The following is an 18,218-nucleotide window of genomic DNA, read 5'->3' on the forward strand; positions in this document are numbered from 1 at the left end:
TCAAGACGCCCCTCGGCAGGACATCGAAACCGATGGCGGCTGGCGCAGGGTGAGGCTTGGCGCTTCACAAGGCACGGGGAAGCGCCGCTGACTCCGGTGCACTGACGCAGACCGTTCGCCAGGAGCCGGCTGGTTTCGGGCTGCGCGGCTAATGCTCTCGCGTTCTATCAGAACTTGGCCTTGCTGCGGAATGGATGGTCGAGAGTAACCGCAGCAAGACTTCGCTTCACGTTAGGTCAGCTTGCATCGCCCGGCGTGGCGAACTCTGTTTGTAGAGACACCTGCACGTTCGGACCAACGAGCTGCATGAGCTCGCTGTAGTCCGTGACGACGTCATACTTGACATCGTTACCTTTCTTTTCGTTCAGGGACGCGAAGAACTTGCGTGCGCATTCGATCTTGGCGTCTTCAACGCCCTTGAGCTGGAGGGTCGACAGGGAGCCCTTGGTCTCGGCGACGAAGTAGACGTGCTTGACGCTGCCCTCGGTAAACGCAATCGCCCAGTCCGGGTTGTAGTCCCCGACCGGGGTCGGGATGAAGAACCCGCGCGGGAGCTTCGCGTAGACCGCGACTTCCTTGCTGGTGTCCAGCTCCTCGACGAACGCGCGCTCGATCTTCGAGTCGGTGATGACGAAGTCGTAGATGTGCTTCGTCAGCTTGCTTCCCGCATGAGTGAGGTCCTGCTTTGTCTGATTCTCGGTAAAAATCGCCGAATCGAAGCGGTCCTCCAGCGCATCGTATGCCAGGTGCTCGACGATGACCGTCGCTTTCTGTTCGTTGATGAGGCGGGCGGCCTCCGTGATGAACTGCTCCGGGTTGAGCCGGAATTTAGCGAAAGTTCCTGGTGCACTGTCGCTGAGGATCTCGGCGACAGTGCGTCTAGTGAGCTGCGTTTTCTCTGTGATTTCCCCCAGCAAGTCGTACTTCACCTGAGAACCGGCGCTGACCTTTTCGGTGTGGGTTTGCGTGCTCAACACTGTGAACCCGCCCCCGCTGGTAAGGTGGTCGGCCTCCAGCGACTCACGCTGTTGGCCAGCCTGCACCACGTATTGCATGGCGGTCACGTTCAAGTGCTTGTCGAGCGCCGAAATGCAATTACGGATCAACTCCTTGGAGTCGAACTCGACTTGGTAGACGGCCTTGTGGTTGATCTGACTCCAGAGTGCTTGGAATTCCTTCTTTGCGAAATTCACTTCATTGAGCGGAATTCTCTTTGGCTTGCGGTGATCGATCGGTAGGGGCACGTCGACGTACAGTGCATCCACGAGGGGCCAGACGAAGTCGATTACCGGCTGCAGCACCGCCGAGGTCGGCTGGGCAAGAGTCCCGGTTTCCTTTGCCTGCTTGTAGGTTTCAGAAACGGTGTCGTCCTCGTTAAGGTAGTCATTCTTGATGAGGTACTTGTACAGGGCTTGCGCCAGAGCTTCTTCGACGACCGACTCGCCTCGTGGCGTTTGAATTGTCTTACCCGTAAAGAACTTGATGCTCGCCTTGCGCGGCCGCGCGGTCAAGGACTCTGCGATCTCTTTCTGGAGGCCGGCGACGAAGTCGGTGTACGTCTCGTCCGTTACCACGGTCAGCTCGTTGATGTCGTGCACGGTAACCGGGTTGTCCATGCGTTCGCCATGTTGATCGACTGCCAAGCGCAGGCCACGTCCGATCTCCTGGCGGCGGGAGATGGTGTTGTCACTCTTCTTAAGCATGCCCATCACAAATACGTTTGGGTTGTCCCAGCCCTCCCGCAGAGCAGAGTGCGAGAAGATGAAGCGGACCCGCTCCTCGAACGATAGCAGGCGTTCCTTTTGTTTGAGGATTAGGTCGTACGCGTCCGAGTCGGTCGACTGGCCCTTGTCGTCCCCCCTGCCGCTGACCTTGCCGTCGACCTGACGCTTAGTCTTCTTGTCGATGGAGAAATAACCCTCGTGCACGGCTCCGGCGTCATCCCGGCGGAGATACTCCTGATAGGCAGACGTTGCTTCGTCGACGGCGAGCTCACTTAGCACATCGTCGCGGACCGCGGTGTACTCTTCCTCGAACACGCGGGCATAATCGCCGAGTGTGTCCTCGCGGTCGTAGTCGCGATACTTAGTGACCTCGTCGATGAAGAAAAGGGAGAGCACTTTGATCTCCCGGCTGAAGAGCTCGCGCTCCTTGTCGAGGTGGGCGCGGATCACTTCCCGAATCTGGATGCGCCGCTTCGTCTCCTCGGTCACGTCGCGGTCGGCAAGCTGGCCGGCGATGACGGTGTCACCGTTGCTCAGCTCCATCACGTCGCGGTTGGCATCGATCTCGGTAACAAAGAGGCCCTTATAGGCTTCAATTCCATTGGATAGGTCGTGCAGGTTGGTACCCATATCGAGGCGCTTTACCTGACGCTTGATGGTGCCACCCATCGTCTGCACTTCGATCTCAACCCTGGCTCTGGGCTTGGCGCCCTTGGCGATCTCGATGGAGTCCAAGTACAGGTAAGCGGTGGAGCCGGCTAGGCCTTTGACAGTGATGCCGCGGACCGCGATCTTCTTGACCAGCTTCTGGTTGTACGCGTCCAGCGCGTCAAGCCGATGGACTTTGGTGTGCTCGACCTTGTGGGTGGCCGAGTAGCGCAGCATCATGAGCGCGTTGAACTGCGCAAGAGCATTGAGTGAGTTGTCTGCGCCGATCTTCTGGGGTTCATCAATGATGACAATCGGGCGATTGGCCTTGATAACGTCAATCGGGCGGCGGGACTGGAAGTCGTCGAGCTCGTCATAGATGCGCCGCTGGTCTTTCCCAGTGGCGTTGAAGGCCTGGATGTTGATGATCATGACCTGCACGCCGGCGTCCGAGCTGAACCGCTCCAGCTCGTGGAGCTGTGAGGAGTTGTAGACGAACGAGCGTGGCTTCGTGCCGTAAACCTCCTGGAAGTGCTCGGCCGTGACATCGAAGGTCTTCTTCACACCCTCGCGGATCGCTACGGAAGGGACAACAATAATGAATTTCGACCAGCCGTAGCGCTTGCGCATTTCCATGATCGTCTTGATGTAGACGTACGTCTTACCCGTCCCCGTTTCCATCTCTACGTCGAGGTTTGGGGCCCCCGGCGCTGCCTTGCTGTCGACGACCTTGGCCGAGAGCGGCAGGTTCCGGGACCGCTGCACTTTGTGCACGTTCTCCAGAAGCTGCACACCGGAGAGCGCGATCTCCGCGTTTCGCAGCCCTGAGTCAGGTGTCTGGCTTGTCCCGAATAATGTTGGGTTTGCGGCCAGCCTCGCATTGCCGGGGTCGATCCGGTACGACATCCCGTCGTGTTTGGGTTGCCCTGCGAAGACCTGGACTACGGAGTCGACGGCATCGGTCTGGTATTGCTGAACCTTAAATTGGAGCTTCATCCCCATCAGATCGCCTTTACGTCCGTTGCTGGGGACACCTCGTGGAAGATCTGTTGCGCGTTGATTCTGGCATCGTCCGAGGCGAATCCGGAATCGCGGAAGACCGCGCGCAGGGGCACCCGCTTCGCTATGCTGCGGACAAGGTCCCGGCTGACCTCCGCGTCGAAGCACGCAATCAGCGCCCCGTCCTCGACGACAAAGACCTCGTGATCGTCGATCTGCTCGACTGTGATCGGCATGGTCAGTTCGAGACCCCAGTCGAGCAAGACCTGAAACAGGAGGTCCTCTCCCGAACGCCCGGGCTTTACGCTGTTCTCTAGGCCCGAGAGCATTTGTTGGTCAGTCTCCTCCGGAGTGCGCAGCACGTCTGCCATGTTGGTCGTGTCTAGCCGGAGGGTCCGGAACCCGACGTCAATAGCGCCGGCCATCAGCCCGGCCTCCTCGATAACCTTGCTCCCTGCACGGCGAATACGCTCACGGCTGAGTCCAGCGATGTCCTCGTACCCTTGGCTCGCTGCGACGGACTTTGGCCCACACGGTTCCGGCAACTGCACCATTACGAAGCGGCGGCTCCCCCCATCGGCAGCGTTTTGCGCCAGCACCGCGTGGGCCGTTGTCGATGAGCCCGCAAAGAAGTCGAGGACGATGAAGTCCTCGGCCCAATCCGCCCACGGCGGCACATAGATGCCGAGGATCTTCTTGATCAGACTAGTTGGCTTCGGGAAGTCAAAGACGGCGGCGCCGAATAGTTCCTTGATCTCCGCGCCGCCAGCGTCGGTTGTGCCAGCGTCCTCATGTGACCAGAGATCGATTGGCACCATACCCTCGCTCAGCTCCGAAAGGAAAACCTTGAGTCGCGGGTACTGGGCTGTCCCCTCCTTCCCCCACCAAAGCCTGTTGTCACTAGCATGGCGTTGGTGTTCCGACTGGCTGAACTTCCAAGCGTGCGAGGGGTGCTCGATGGTCACATTATCCAACGGGCGGGTGATTGGATACGCGAGGTTCGGGCGGGCTTCCTTCGTCGCTGGATTTACGTATGACGAGCTGGTCCAAAGTCCCCGCTCATCATTGTCGGGATTGCCGTAGATGTCGGCTGCGCCATCGCCGCGAACTTCCTTGATGCGCCCCGCCGCGGCAGAGCGGCGGCACAGGAGGACCGTGTCCTTCACGGAGTAGAACGCGTTCGCATTGTTGCTTCTGGTGTAACGCTTCTCCCACGCAATTGCAGCGACCACATTGTCCCGGCCGAAAATTTCGCCGGCGATCTGCGCTAGTCCGGCAGCCTCACTGTCGTCGATGCTGATGAACATGAGGCCATCCTCTGCGAGGAGATTGCGTGCGAGTTTGAGTCGCGGGTACATCATGCTTAACCAGTCGGAGTGGAAACGTCCGTTTGACTCAGGATTCGCGCTCAGTCGTGCTCCGCTATCGTCAGCTTGTCCTGACCTCAGAAGGTACTCGGCCGTCGTCTCCGCGAAGTCGTCGTTGTAGACAAAATCGTTGCCGGTGTTGTACGGAGGGTCGATGTAGATGAGCTTAATCAGGCCGAGGTAGGACTCCTGGAGCAGCTTGAGGGCGTCTAGGTTGTCGCCTTCGATGAAGAGGTTTTTGGTGGTGTCGAAGTCTACTGACTCCTCCCTCACGGGTCGGAGGGTCTTGGCGATGGGAGCGTTGGCGGCAAAGGCTGCAGCGCGCTTGCCGGGCCAGTCGAGCTGGTAGCGCTCCTGGGGGCCGTCGACCACGTGGTCAGAGAGCTCCTGGCGCAGGAGGTCGAAGTCGATGGCCTTCTTCGGGTTGCCGTCGGCGTCGAGCGTCTCAGTCATGACGTTTGGGAACAGCTCAGCCAGCTTGGCGATGTTAGCGTCGGTCAGGTCTGGCGACGTCATGCCTAATTTCTCCACGGATTACCTCTGTTGCTCTAGCTCTGATTGCTTTGTCTTGAGGGTGCGCCGCAGCTCGACCTTGCGGTTGAGCTGCGGCTCGGTACGGAGCTTGCGCTCGAGCGCGGCGATCTCGCGTTCGAGCTTCCGCACGGTCTGTAGTCTGGCGGCGACCTCCGACATGTACTCTCCCGGCCGCGCAGTCACCGGCATCAGCGGGTCCAGGAGCGCAGTGTAGAGGGAGGGCAGCGTGATCGCTGTAGGGAGGGGCTGCCGCTCTGCGTCGGCGGGCTGCCATTCGGTCGAGTAGTAGTCGCTGAGCTTGGGTACGCCTACGCCGAGCTGCTTGTGTGCCGCGACCATACGAACGGACCGGCTGGCTCCGGTGCCGCGAGTGATCTCGAAAACAACCGGGAACGGGATCGCTTTGTCGATCGCCGTCAACACCGGTTCGGACACGTCGTCCATCTTAGCGTCGATCTGGAAGACCTGGACCTCGGGCACCGCAGGGCTGCCGGGGAGATTGATCGTGACTTCTGCGAGCTTGTAGGCCCAGGTGATGCGCCGGACCTCGGTGACGAACTTTTCCCGGATGGGGGTGGTGACCTGGCCGTTCTCGTAGAACTTCTCTTTCGGCACCCGGCTGCCGAACTTCGCCGCAACAGGCCACCGGTACAGCAGATCAGCCATTGGCTGGTACACCCTGGACGGGGTCGACGACGGCGATAAAAGCAATCAGTTCGAAGTCGTCCAGTCCCGCGATGGTCTGGGTCAGGGCCGTCGTGTGGCCTCCAGTGAAGAGGCTGTCGATGTCGCGCTCCTCAGTGACGTCGATCATGGAGTGGATCGCGTCCGTGAGCAGTTCAGAGTACTTGCCCATCTCGGCTCCATCGCGTGTAGCTGCATTGAAGGCGTGAACGACGTCGGTGACCGGTTCGTCGTAAGGACGGCAGCCCCCGCGAATGAGATCGAGCAGATGTTTGGCCTCGGTGTGGTCGGCGATAACGCTCCCCTCGTCATCGAGGTAAACGAGGTAGTGCGGGTGGAGCCGGTTGCCGCGGTTGATATTCTCGTCAGCATTCACGTTCCGCAGTACGAAGATCACCCCCGGCCTCAGCCCGCTGTCGGGGTCGGCCGGGATCACGGCGTGGAGGCCTTTGGGGGCTGTGGAAATATCGCCAAACTCCTTGATGTAGCCGAGCAGGTCCATCCGGAAGTCGTTCAGACCCAAATCGGTGATCGAGACGCCGGTGCGGACGTCCTCCAACTCGATGACCTCGTCCTGGAGCTTACGCAGCTGTTCTTTGCGGAAGGCGGCGTCGGAGTCGGCGAGGGCGAGGACGTTGTCGTTCGCGGTGCCCGCGAGGTCTGCGATGACCATGCGGCTCTCGACGCGCTCTTTGAGATTGATGTATTCGTCAAGGGAAATGTCGGGCCAGAAGTTCACCAGCTGAATATGAGCGTTGGTGGATCCGATGCGGTCAATGCGGCCGAATCGTTGGACAATCCGGACCGGATTCCAGTGGATGTCGTAGTTGATCAGGTAATCGCAGTCCTGAAGGTTCTGGCCTTCGCTGATCACGTCCGTGCCGAAGAGGACGTCCAGATCGCGCGTTTCGTTCGGCATGGTTAGGTGACGCTGCTTTGAGCGCGGGGAGAACATCGCCATTAACTGTTGGAAGTCGAAGCCGGTACCCAAGGTCGTCTTGGAGCCGTTGCTTCCGCCCGTAATGACCGCTGCCTCGAGGCCCATCTTTTTGAGAGCGGGGGCAAGCTCAAGGTAGAGATAGTTGGCGGTGTCAGCAAAGGCGGAAAACACCAGCACTTTGCGGTTGGCCGCATTGATGGGGTGTTCGGCCTTGTCGGCGATGAGCTGCATAAGCCTCTGCAGCTTCAAATCGTGGGCCGGGACAACCTGGCGCATCTCGTCGAGGAGCTCGCGCAGAGTCTCGCGGTCGTTCCACAGGTCGCGCTGCCAGGATTCGATGTCGAGGTCGTCGAGGTCGATCTTGATCTTCTCGCCGAAGGAGAGCGACTCGACGTTCGCGTCCTCTTCGTCATCCACGTCGAAGTCAAGACCCGCCAAATCCGCCCTCACTTCGGTGAGCGGGCCTGCATGCGCGTCCAGACGCCGCAGGGTGTGGTCCACGGAATCCTCAATCTTCGCGAGCGTCAACCGAAACGCGTCAACAGAGCTTTCTAGGCGCTTGAGGAGGTTAACGGTCATCAGCTTCTTCAGGCCCTGCTCCCTCCCTTGCTGGCCGAGGTTGGAGCGGGCACTACCTGCGGTTACGTTATAGAGTTCCTCATATTTACTGATCCGGCTCGGGAACACGTAAGCGAGGGGAGTGTAGACGGCAAGGGTGAGGGCTTGGAGCTGCTCAAAGATGTCGTTGAAGCTGGGTGCGTCCGCCAGGTCGGTCAGCGGTTCACGGATGGACATGGGTGGCAGGCGCTCGGGGAACGCCCCAATCTCCGTGGTGTCGTAGAACGCCTGGATGTGCTTGCGCGACCGGGCTATCGTCACCGAATCAAGGAGTTCGAAGAAATCGAAGTCGAGCATCTGAAGGATGCGCTCGCCCGTGCGGTCCTCCGGGGTGAGCTTGGACCACTCGTTGAAGACGCGCTGCGCGTCGCTGAAGACCTTCTCGACCGTCGTCGAGATGTTCAGACGCTGGGCAAGGTTCCCCGACTCGCCCTCGTACGCGAGCTGTAGCTGGTTCTTTAGGTCGTTGAAACGGTTGTTTACCGGCGTTGCTGACAGCATCAGCACCTTGGTCTTCACGCCCTCGCGGATGACACGACGCATAAGCCGCTGGTAGCGGGACTCTTTCTCCTCGGCATAGTCGGCGTTGCGGAAGTTATGCGACTCATCGATAACGACCAGGTCGTAGTTGCCCCAGTTAATCCTGTCCAGTCGCAAGCCCAGAGACTCGCCGCCGGTACGTGACAGGTCTGTATGGGCGAGGACGTCATAGTTAAGCCGGTCTTCGGCAAAGATGTTCGTTGTGAGGTTGGCGTTGTAGTTTGTCCAGTTCTCGGCGAGCTTCTTCGGACAGAGCACCAGCACAGACTTGTTGCGCAGCTCGTAGTATTTAATCACCGCTAAAGCTGTGAACGTCTTCCCGAGACCGACGCTATCGGCAAGGATGCATCCGTTGTACGTCTCCAGCTTGTTAATAATCCCGGTCGCCGCGTCACGCTGGAAGTTGTAGAGGCCCTGCCATACCTTCGTATCCTGGTATCCGGTGCGGTCATTGGGCAGCACGTCCTCGCTAAGGTCGTCTAGGAACTCCGCGAACAAGTTGTAGAGAACCAAGAAATATATGCGCGCGGGGGAGTTCTCCGCGTACACGCTAGCGATGTGGTCGTAGACCGCCTCGGTGACGTCGTCGAGCTGTTCTGCGTTGTTCCAGATTTGGTCGAACAGCTGGATGTACTGGGCCGTCATTGGGGTCTCGTCGATGCGCTGCACCATGTTCGAGACCGCGTTGCCGCGCTCGTACCCAAGGTCGGCGGTGGTGAAGCCCTGAAGCGGCATGTACGCAGCTTTGTCGTCCACAACAGCGAACTGCTGCATCGGGTTTCCAGTCGCGTTTGACCGGAAGGTGACTTTTCGGCGCACCCAGTCAGCACACTCCTTCGCGATAGCTCGCTGGGTGAGCTTATTCCTAAGCCGAACCTCGAATTCGGAGCCATGCAGGTTCGATTCCGCTCGACCGTCCGCAGGAATGAAAAACTCGCGCCGCTCTTTGGGAAGTTTGCCGGTCACTTGAGTAGTCAGGAACGACGGTGAAGTGAAAATGAACTCGAGCTCATCCACTTGCTCAAGTTCCTTACGAAGAGCCTCGAAAGCGAAGATCGAGAAAGTTGAAGCGGCGATGCGCACCTTAGACCCGGAGGTGACCTCTGCCTTCAGGTCGTCACCGAGCAGATCGTTGACGTTGTCGATGATCTTCATTTGCCCCCCGCCAGACACTGGAACCTCTGCTAGCTCAGGGCTCACTCAGCCGAAATTTATCACGAATTTAAGCAAAGCCTCCGCCTTCAGCGTTTCCTGACATTTTGCCCCTCCGCCCGAAACCTGCGCCCAGTGTCTTGGCGGGACGGAGGGGAGACGCATCCGCGTAGGATGCGCATTTGAATGCGGGTGCTGGAAGGCTTAGCGCATTGCTGAATGGCAAGCTAGACGACGGGCACCAGCACAATCTCCTTCGCGTGTTGCCGAACGGCCTCAACGTCAGTGAAAACGAGGTACCCGAGGCTAGCGAGCTGATTGAGTTCCTCAGGGTTCCCATCAAGCTCCAGCACCAGGGGCGGAGTCATGCCAGGCTGGAGCCCGTCCGGCCAATGAGCTTCGGCAACACACACGAGATCGCCGGACTCTTGATCACGGACCTCTACGTTGACTTCACCGGCAGCGAGTCCGAGGTCCGCCAGTTCCCGTACGAGTTTTTCAATCTGGGCCGATTTCGGGGTCTCGATATCAGGTGCGGGAGAGGTCCGCTCCAGGTCAACCGAGCTTGTGCCGTGCCGGAGTTCATCCAGGACGCTGTTCATGGCGTCCGCTAGGAGCTGCCGGCGAGCTGCAAGGAATTCTCGGTATTTATCAAGTGACCATAGAGATCGGTCTTGCGGGATCCACTGGCTCGCTAGTGCGCCAGGAAATGCGGCCTCGACGGCAGGAAAGTATTCTGCGGGGTCACGGTCAGTGATATCCAGGTTCGCGTCCTGTGTGAGAAAGCAGTAGTTTGCGACGGCATTGACTTCCTCTTTCGAGTATCCGGCCTCATAGAGTCGTGCCTTCGGGAATATATGATGAACTTGTAGGGATGAGTTCCTGCCAAGCATGTGGGCTGAAAGAGCTATGCCCGTAGTAAAGTCCTTTGCTCCCTGGGTGCGTGTCAGCATGTAAAGCATTGGGTAGAAGCGGGCGCCAATGGTATTCCCGCCGAAATCGCCTTCCCTGACTGTCAGATCCCCTCGCGAACGAAGCATTTGTGTCATTAGGCCCTCGATGCCGCTTTCATCCACCGCCTTGAGGTCGACATTCAGAAAGGACTCGGTGGAACCGGCAAAGCGGCCCCACATGGCGGCGTGTATATACCAAGTCAGAATACGGTCTCGTTCCACCGCATTGGGGAACCGTCCATTATTGTTGTGCAAATAGCGGGCAATGATGGGCACAGCAAATCGAGCTGGGAAAACACGGTCGAAATCGAGTCCGAGACGGGCAGCGATTACATCCAACACCATGGACACGAGCCCGGCGGTCTCCTTGAGCCCCTTCCGGATCTCTTCCTCAGCCACTGGGGCAAGCGCAGTAAAAAGCGCTTCTCCCGTCACGACGGCGTTCACGTTACGCAGAAGCCATTCGAGCGTGAATCGGTAGCCAGCCGACTCCCATTTCAGCCGGTGTCCGTTCATCTCAGACCTCGCCTCAGGCCATGAGGCACAAATCTTAGCCAGGGCCAGGTCTCCCTTGGAGAGCTTCGTGCCGCCGGAGTTCACCCTATTGAAGATGTCAACGACGACGTCAATAGTTTTGTCTGCCCCGCTGACTTCTTCGATGTGGACGTCCCTATGCTGAATATCGGCAAGCTTGGTAATGCGCGCCATAACTTTCAACATTTCGGCCGGGCCAAGTTCTGCTATCTCTGGATGACGGGCCAAATAGTTTTCAACGTTCTTCACCATCAATTCAGAAACATCGATCCACCCGGGATTATCTTTCATCTTCACAGGCGCATAGAATTCAAATATTTCGTCATAAACGTTGAAGTAGAGGTCGGTGAAAGCCTGGGCATTCCCCTCAAAAAATTTCGGAGGACACCCGCGCATAACTCCATACAGGGTCGTCGCGCGCTGCTGTCCATCTAACAGAAGTTTGACACTGCCATCGCGATCGATTTCACCACCGCGGGTACGTGCTGTTGTTACCGCGGTGTTCCAGGTCATGAAGCCGCCAATGGGGTAGCCCTTGTAGAGGGATGTAAAGAGGCCGCGAACCTGTTGGCGGTTCCAAACATAGCCACGCTGGAACTCCGGAAGGGCCATGTCCTCGCTGTCTATTTGATCGAGAATTGTGGACAGTTTCATTGCAGCTCCTACAAGTGGTTTCGGCAAATACGCGAGTGTCGATCGTTCAAAACCTCATCTATGTCAAATCCTCCAGCTGTAACTGCGGCACTCTTGGAGATAGTCGGTAGTTTTTTTGGTCATTTTTTTCAACCCCAGGGCGTTAAGTACCTCACGGTCCAGGTCCCAGTCCTCAACACCTCGTGCCGACATCAGTTCGAACAGCGCCATAAGTTCGGACTTCGGCACTTCGAATATGGTTCTGGGGCCAAGCTGCCGCACCAACACGGGATCTTGTCCCGGTATATAGAGAGTGGCGCCCACAATGCCCGGGACACCATCATTTAGACGCGCGATTGCACCAGCACGAAGTGCGCGGCTGGTAGCGACATTAAAAATATGTTGAAGGGACTTGCCGACACGCTGGCCTCCGGTTGCCTGCTGGTAGCGGAGATATGCCTGCCGGGCAATCATGGGTCCCTCGTAGCGAACGATTTCCACCAACCCTTGCTGGATGTATTCAGTATTCCGGTCTATGACGGGAGGCTTGGGAACCAACGGCCACATCTTGTATGGAGCTAAGTCCACGTACTGTGTTGAGGGTGCGGAATCCTGACGAAATGCTTGCTCCGAAGAGTTTTCATCCTCAGAGGCCGGCTCAGAATCAGGAGCTGGGTCCATGACCCTCACGACAGGGGAAATCTGTACCTGCTCAACTACGGCAGGCGGATCTCCTGCGCCCTTTGTCTCATCTTCAACGTTCGTAGCGGCAGGGAGGTCGGGGGCACTACCAAGCGAATTAAGAAACTCGTCCCATTCAGCGTCGGAAGGACCTTCGGCGTCTTTGTCAGAGTGACTCACAGGCGGTTCCGAGTTTGGAAGGTCAGCCATGGTGACTTCTCGAATGACGGACCTGGTTGGGCCCTGCATCCAATCATCACCGGTGGGGATGCCTAGATCCTTCAGGTGTTCCCAGACCGGCGTCATAGCCGACTCGGGGTTCCTGAAATAGGCTGAGCCCCGGATACGTTCGAAGGTCCAACCGGAGCGTTCGAGGACTTCTTGCCGCGCCCGGTCCTGATACCAGACATCGGGACCGTGCCAGCGGTCGCCGTCGCACTCGATGGCCAGCCTGCGTTCCGGTCCTGAGACCACGATGTCCAATCGATACCGACCGACGGTCTTCTGAACCTCTATTCCTCTATAGCCTCGACCCAGTAGTTCGTTGATGATCCTTCTCTCGAATTCAGACTCACATGCCGCAAGAAGTTCCGCCTGTGCAGGGGCCTCTGAAACGTAGGTGGCGCAGTGACGGATAAGGGCAGCACGGAGATCGCCTTGAGGGAGCATTTCGGGATCAACGGATGTAATGATCCACATCTGATTTCGGGCTCGAGACGCAGCGACATTGATCTTGCGTAGGTCCTTAACGCTGGTCATAGCACCGAAGCGCGTCGTGGTCTGGCTTGGATCTATGGCCACGACGGTCGAGATGACGATTACGTCGCGCTCGTCGCCCTGGAAGTTTGCAGCCTCACCACAACGGATTTTTCGTTCCTCAAGCTGCTCCGGCCCGAGCTGGTCGTAAAGCTTCTCCCAAATGAGCTTTGCCTGGCTCGAACCCAGCAGGGTCACGACCCCGAAGGTCATCCCGTCGTACTTATCGTCCCTGCACATTTCAGCTATGAGGGTGGCCACTTGTAGCGCTTCGGGTTCGTTGACATCGCCGGTACGGTAGCCGTCTTTGACTCTCACCACTCCGAGCGGGACCCATCCTGGAGCCGGAGGCTGGTCTCGCAGCGGCACAATTTGGCGATTGTATGCGTGCGTATTTGAGAAGGCAATGATTTCCGGTAGACACCGGAAATGCTCTGACAGCATGACAGGAGTGGCAAACTTCTGCGTTGCCAGATCATACAAGCTGTTGTCAGGGTCGAACAGCGTTCGATATTTAGGGACAGAGGCGAGATGATCATCCATGATGTCGAAGATCTTCTGACGGTCGAGGCCTACGTGTTCGGGGCTGGTTTGTTTGTCGTCGCCAACGACTATTGCTTTTTTCGCGAGCGACAACAATGGGAGTGCCTCGAAGCCGATCTGTGAGGCTTCGTCGACGATCAATACATCGAAGGCGGGAGTAGCTGAGGGACGAAAACTCGTCAGCGCACGGGATGTTGTCATGATCCAGACCGGCACAGCTTCCTTGGAGTCGTTCAACGACTCCCGCATTTCACGCATCCAACGCTGAGCGTATTTGCCGCCAGTCTTGCCATACCTCGTCACGGCTTTCAAATAACCCTGCAATGCTTGGCGCTGACTGGGGCCGAGGCTATCCGCGAGCCTCCGCCAAGCAAGAGCCTCGACCAATTGCGCGACGGTCCGGCGCCGTTGACGACCAAGATCATCAATGCGCGCTTGAAGTTCTGCAGGCGAAGCTTCCGCTGTAACTGACTCCACCCAGTTCTCGAGCTGCCGCCACTGCCAGGCTCCCCTAATCGCCGCAACCATGGGGGCGGCATCCGGGGCTGAGGAAAGGACTTCAGCCCACCGGGGAGCTGCGTCTGCAACGACCGAATGCAGCTCCACCGTCCTGCGGGCTGACTCGACTAACGCCGTTGTGCTCGATACCTCATTGCGCAGTTCACTCCAGTGGTCCAGCTGTTGGCTCTGAACTGACTCGAGAAGCTGAAACCATAACGTCGACGCATCGGCCTGGCTGCTACCGCCTTTTAGCATGTCCTCAAGGAGTTTGATCTTTTCTGACGACTGCACAGCTTCAAAGTGCTGCGCTGCCTCGTCCAAGTCTGATAACAAGCGCCGACACAGGGCAGAAGAAGAGAGGTCTGTGCACAGCAGGCCTAGTGATTGAAGTTCAGACGAAACCTCCTGCCGCAGCTGCGGCAGCTTCAAAAGCTCTTGAAGTAACAGCAGTTCGCTTGCGACGTCGTCCTCTGGCTTGGGGGAAAGCGAGACAAGCTGGGCATTTGGCGATTGGTTGCCGAAGATTCGGCTGATGTTATCCCTCGCCATATCCAACAGGGTAAATCTCACGCAAAGGTCGGCTTCCTCTGCGGTTGCGGGTACTCGGCCGTCTATCCTGAAGGTCGACAAAGTCGACCTGTGCTGGAAGTCAAAAAAGCCGAGCTTACCCGAGGAAGCTAATTGCTTCTGCGCCTCTATTAGCCGGCGAAGTAGTTCCTGAGTGGCCGGTTCTTGACGCTGAATGGTCGAGGCGATAAGTGCTCGCCGGTGTTCGATAGCCTGCTGGCGAAGGCTGGACAGGGCGTTGTAATAATCTGCAAGTTCCTGTACGAGCAGGTCGTCCCACACTGCGGTAATCCTTGGTGCAAAGGGCGACGACTCAATGGTTTTTAACGACTCTATATAGCTGACGAGGTGGAAGCGAATGGCTCTTACGGCGTCTGGGGAAGACTTTACGAAGCATTGCCAGTCGAAGAAGCTCGCCCGAACAGCCGCGGCTCGGCTTGCACCCGTTTCAACCGCGCTGAAAAGATCATCAAGCTCGTTTGTCGTGGGAAGCTCGGCTACCGGGGGCAGGACAGTCAGGGCTCGTTTTGCACGCTCAAGTCCCACAGCCTTCAGGAGCCGAAAGTATTCGTCAAATTCCAGCTCCGAAAGTGGGAGAGGCGATGAAAGCGGGATGAAGTCCGGGATAAAAGAGTGCGTTGTCGCGTGTCGGCGAACCCAGTCTGCAGCAGTCTGCGGAGAAATGTCATCACCCGCGAGCCAGGGGCCGGGGGCGACGAGCACCTCTGCCTGACGGGCTCGCAACATGTCAGCTGTTGTTGATGCGATGCCTCGGTTAGCGGCATCCAGGGCCTGGCGAAGCCTAGCTATCGCATCATCCGCACTACCCGTGTCAAGGGTCCCGATCTTGCTTTGGATAGTTGTAACGGACCTTTCCAAGGACTTGCGACTTTCCTCGTCGGCGCCCAGTACAGAAACTGTCAGGTCACGGATCCCACTAGGTACCTTGTCCGCAAGCACGCGGAGCGCCTGTTCCTTTTCCGCTACGACCAGCACGCGCTTTCCGTACGCGACGTAGTGGCTTATGAGGTTGGCAATGGTATGCGACTTGCCCGTGCCCGGAGGACCTTGGACGGTTACGCCTGCATGAGTCTGCGAGAGTTCGAGGATACGCTTCTGTTCCTCATTTGTAGCTAGGGGGAGAAGGAGCGGCTCCGCGCTTGTTGCTATATGTTCTTGTTGATTGTGGGAGGTTGAGTTATTTGGCTCCCTTCCCGGGTCCGTGACAATGTCCCGCAACGGTTCGGGTATAGTTCCCTCAGCCAGGTAGATGGTTCGCATCTCGTCAAGGAAGCCTTGAGAATCAGGGACACGTGGCCGCATGTAAAGGGTCCAGCTTTCGTCCACAACCAGTACAGATGTGGACGTGATGGCCTCGTCGACGACAGTTCCTCGGTCATCAATGGATCTGGTCACGCGGCGTAGGAGCTCTGACGTCTCAAGCGAGTTCCACGGATCGAGGTCTAGCTCTGCGACACCTTGACGGGCTGCTGTGATTGAGGGACGGTCGTGAATGCTGAGACCAGCGAGGTATCGAATTTCGACTTCGCTCTGTCCCGCGGGTGTTACCGATAGCCGTTGGGTTTCTTGATCTAAGGCAACTTCCACAGGGACTGTAATGAGCGGGTGATCGATGGTGTAACCGTCGGTCACCCACCGTGCCCGTCCGAAGCCCCAAATTAGCTCTACCGATTCTCGATCCAGTATGAGCCTCTCGCGTTGTTCGAAAACACTGCGGTGTAATTTCTTAACGCTGGACGCTCGCGAATACTCGTCGGCCCACGGCTCCCATACGTCCTGAACCCAGATTTCTGCTGCCTCGACGAGTCGAGCGTACTCTTCCCGCTGGGCTTCACGGTTCTCTTCCGTTAGGCCCTGATCATCTTTTGGCTCAGTAAGGTCGTCAGTGGCAACAGGTTCTTGGAAGATGGGCTCGGGGACGGTTATCGCGGGCCTAATCACCGGTGACAGGGGGGCTCCGGCACCGATATACTCCTCAATTTCTACCGGAACCTCGGGAGCCGACGGCAAGTCAACAAAATCGACTCCAAGCCATTCCGTCTCGCTGACATGAAGCTGGATTGCCTCGTGCACAGGCAACGCCTTGTCACGGAGCCTGAAAAGAGAGTAGTCCTCGATATTACGGACAGGCCTATTGCGCTGGGCATCGTATTCGGACAGGAAATCGATGAGCCTTAGAACTTGTGCCCGCGAATCTCTCGCGTCGACGTCAGTATCCTCGTTCATTGGTGCCCCCAAAACTTCAGCGCTGAAACCAGACCCAGCGGCGCTCTTTATAGTGTATTGCTGCATCAACCATAGAAATGGCTCTGGGTAAACGTCTGACGGCCTCCGTCATCATGCGCATACGTCCGGCGTTCGTTGGTTTAAGTTGGCGATTCCGATACTCTGGCCCGCGCATTAGTTGTTCCACCACTTCTGAAGACGCTTGAAAAGTGGCTCTCGAGGTGCTGGCCGCTTCCGCTGTATCGCAACGCTCACGACCTCGCCAAGGCCTTCATCCATGTAGGACATCGAACAGTTGTCCACGAATACCAACTGTCCAACTGGAACGGAGACTTGCCGTGCCGTTATCCATTCCTTAGGGGAGACGTCCCGGTAAATGGGCTGCAGCCCGAGCACAGTGCAATCCCCCGAGTGTCTGACGTGGACAACTGTGAAAGCTTTGCCTCCTACAGAGTCGGGAACTCGCTCTGAGTACAGCTTTCGCCGCCCTTCAGGTGCCGGGTAGAGGACGGGTGAGTTGCGGAGACTTGATGTTGGCCCAAATGACGAGTCACGTCTGTAACTGTCAGTGCACGGGTGCTTCGGCCAAGGCGGACCAACTTCATCGAAGTACACGCGGCTGCCATGCTCATTGGAGTAGAAATAGACCTGGGCACCGCAGACGGGGCAAACAGCGTTTGGTCGGACTAGGCCGGTAGATCTAGGGATTCGGACCGCCCGAGTGACCGGCTTGGCGTAGCTAGTTGGCATTTGATACTCAGCCGACGTCTTTGCATATGCAGTGGGCGTATACCGTGGTGACGCACGTGGTGAATATGTCCATCCGCCGGTTCGAGTAACCGTGTGGCTGGAGACCCAAATAAGTTGTCCGTTCTTGCCGCGCCGGTAATGTCCCCGTCGGTTGTACGTCGTCATTTGGGTATTTTGACATGCCCTTCGCGCCTGGAGTGCGAATCATTAAAAGTATGCGCATGATACATGGCAATATTGCGTCGTTCTTGATTTGTTCTTGATCGGGTCTTGATGTTGATATACCGACGCTCGGGGTGGTGGCGGTCGGCCCCTGATCAACCTTGTCCGAGGCGATGGAGCCGATCCCTCGATGCCCTCGCTGGTGAAGTCTGATGGTGATGGGTTGTGCCGCCCTGGTGCCCGGGAACATCATGCGCGTGGTGGAGGCCAACATCCGGCACGACTCAGAGGCTGCCGACTAGTGCTGGCCGCCAACAGGGACGTGGCCCTGGTGCCGTTTGACGGCACCATGGCCTCTGTGTTGCAGGAGTCGCACCGGTAGGTTCTGCTTTCTTGTGGGGGCGGTGCCGCGGGCGCTGGGGATGCTGGGCTAGTACTGCCGGTTCTACGAGGACATCTACGGCCGGCCCTGCTGCGCCATGCACGATGCGCTGGCGGCGGCGCTCGCAATTCGTCCTGTTCGGTCGGCGGTGGCGGCACCTGTGGGGCGGGCCGCCGTCGACACCTCCGACAGGCCGGCCGCGGACAGACCGTGTGCGACATGCGCGGGCTGTACGCGGGCTATCCGGAGATGAAGAGGGGTGCGCGGTGCCGCTTGGTCCTCTCACTCGAGGAGGACTTGCCA

Annotated in this window: 6 protein-coding genes; all 6 read right to left on the minus strand. The window is 58.0% G+C overall.

The window, feature by feature from the left end; translation table 11 throughout:
• Positions 1–236: 236 nt before the first annotated feature.
• On the minus strand, positions 237–3,374 hold the full coding sequence (locus ACWRN3_RS00360; RefSeq protein WP_476739558.1) for a type III restriction-modification system endonuclease: 3,138 nt from the start codon (positions 3,372–3,374) through the stop codon (positions 237–239).
• Positions 3,374–5,254, minus strand: a complete 1,881-nt coding sequence (locus tag ACWRN3_RS00365) for a site-specific DNA-methyltransferase (protein ID WP_476739559.1) — start codon at positions 5,252–5,254, stop codon at positions 3,374–3,376. Before ACWRN3_RS00365 ends, ACWRN3_RS00360 begins: the two co-directional genes overlap by 1 nt.
• Positions 5,255–5,272: 18 nt before the next feature.
• Positions 5,273–5,938, minus strand: a complete 666-nt coding sequence (locus tag ACWRN3_RS00370; protein ID WP_476739560.1) for a DUF4391 domain-containing protein — start codon at positions 5,936–5,938, stop codon at positions 5,273–5,275.
• Entirely contained in the window at positions 5,931–9,209 is a 3,279-nt protein-coding gene (locus tag ACWRN3_RS00375) for a helicase-related protein (protein WP_476739561.1), read from the minus strand. Before ACWRN3_RS00375 ends, ACWRN3_RS00370 begins: the two co-directional genes overlap by 8 nt.
• Positions 9,210–9,433: 224 nt before the next feature.
• The gene (locus ACWRN3_RS00380; protein WP_476739562.1) at positions 9,434–11,347 is read right to left on the minus strand and encodes a GmrSD restriction endonuclease domain-containing protein; all 1,914 of its coding nucleotides are present in this window, start codon (positions 11,345–11,347) and stop codon (positions 9,434–9,436) included.
• Positions 11,348–11,410: 63 nt separating this feature from the next.
• Entirely contained in the window at positions 11,411–16,621 is a 5,211-nt protein-coding gene (locus ACWRN3_RS00385) for an AAA domain-containing protein (RefSeq protein ID WP_476739563.1), read from the minus strand.
• Positions 16,622–18,218: the final 1,597 nt, after the last annotated feature.

The organism is Pseudarthrobacter sp. rb (assembly GCF_056389225.1).

Bases quoted from the DNA above. Each gene is read 5' to 3' on its own strand.
- ACWRN3_RS00375 (WP_476739561.1), bottom strand. From the start codon at position 9,209: ATGAAGATCATCGACAACGTCAACGATCTGCTCGGTGACGACCTGAAG.
- ACWRN3_RS00365 (WP_476739559.1), bottom strand. From the start codon at position 5,254: ATGACGTCGCCAGACCTGACCGACGCTAACATCGCCAAGCTGGCTGAG.
- ACWRN3_RS00385 (WP_476739563.1), bottom strand. From the start codon at position 16,621: ATGAACGAGGATACTGACGTCGACGCGAGAGATTCGCGGGCACAAGTT.
- ACWRN3_RS00360 (WP_476739558.1), bottom strand. From the start codon at position 3,374: ATGGGGATGAAGCTCCAATTTAAGGTTCAGCAATACCAGACCGATGCC.
- ACWRN3_RS00380 (WP_476739562.1), bottom strand. From the start codon at position 11,347: ATGAAACTGTCCACAATTCTCGATCAAATAGACAGCGAGGACATGGCC.
- ACWRN3_RS00370 (WP_476739560.1), bottom strand. From the start codon at position 5,938: ATGGCTGATCTGCTGTACCGGTGGCCTGTTGCGGCGAAGTTCGGCAGC.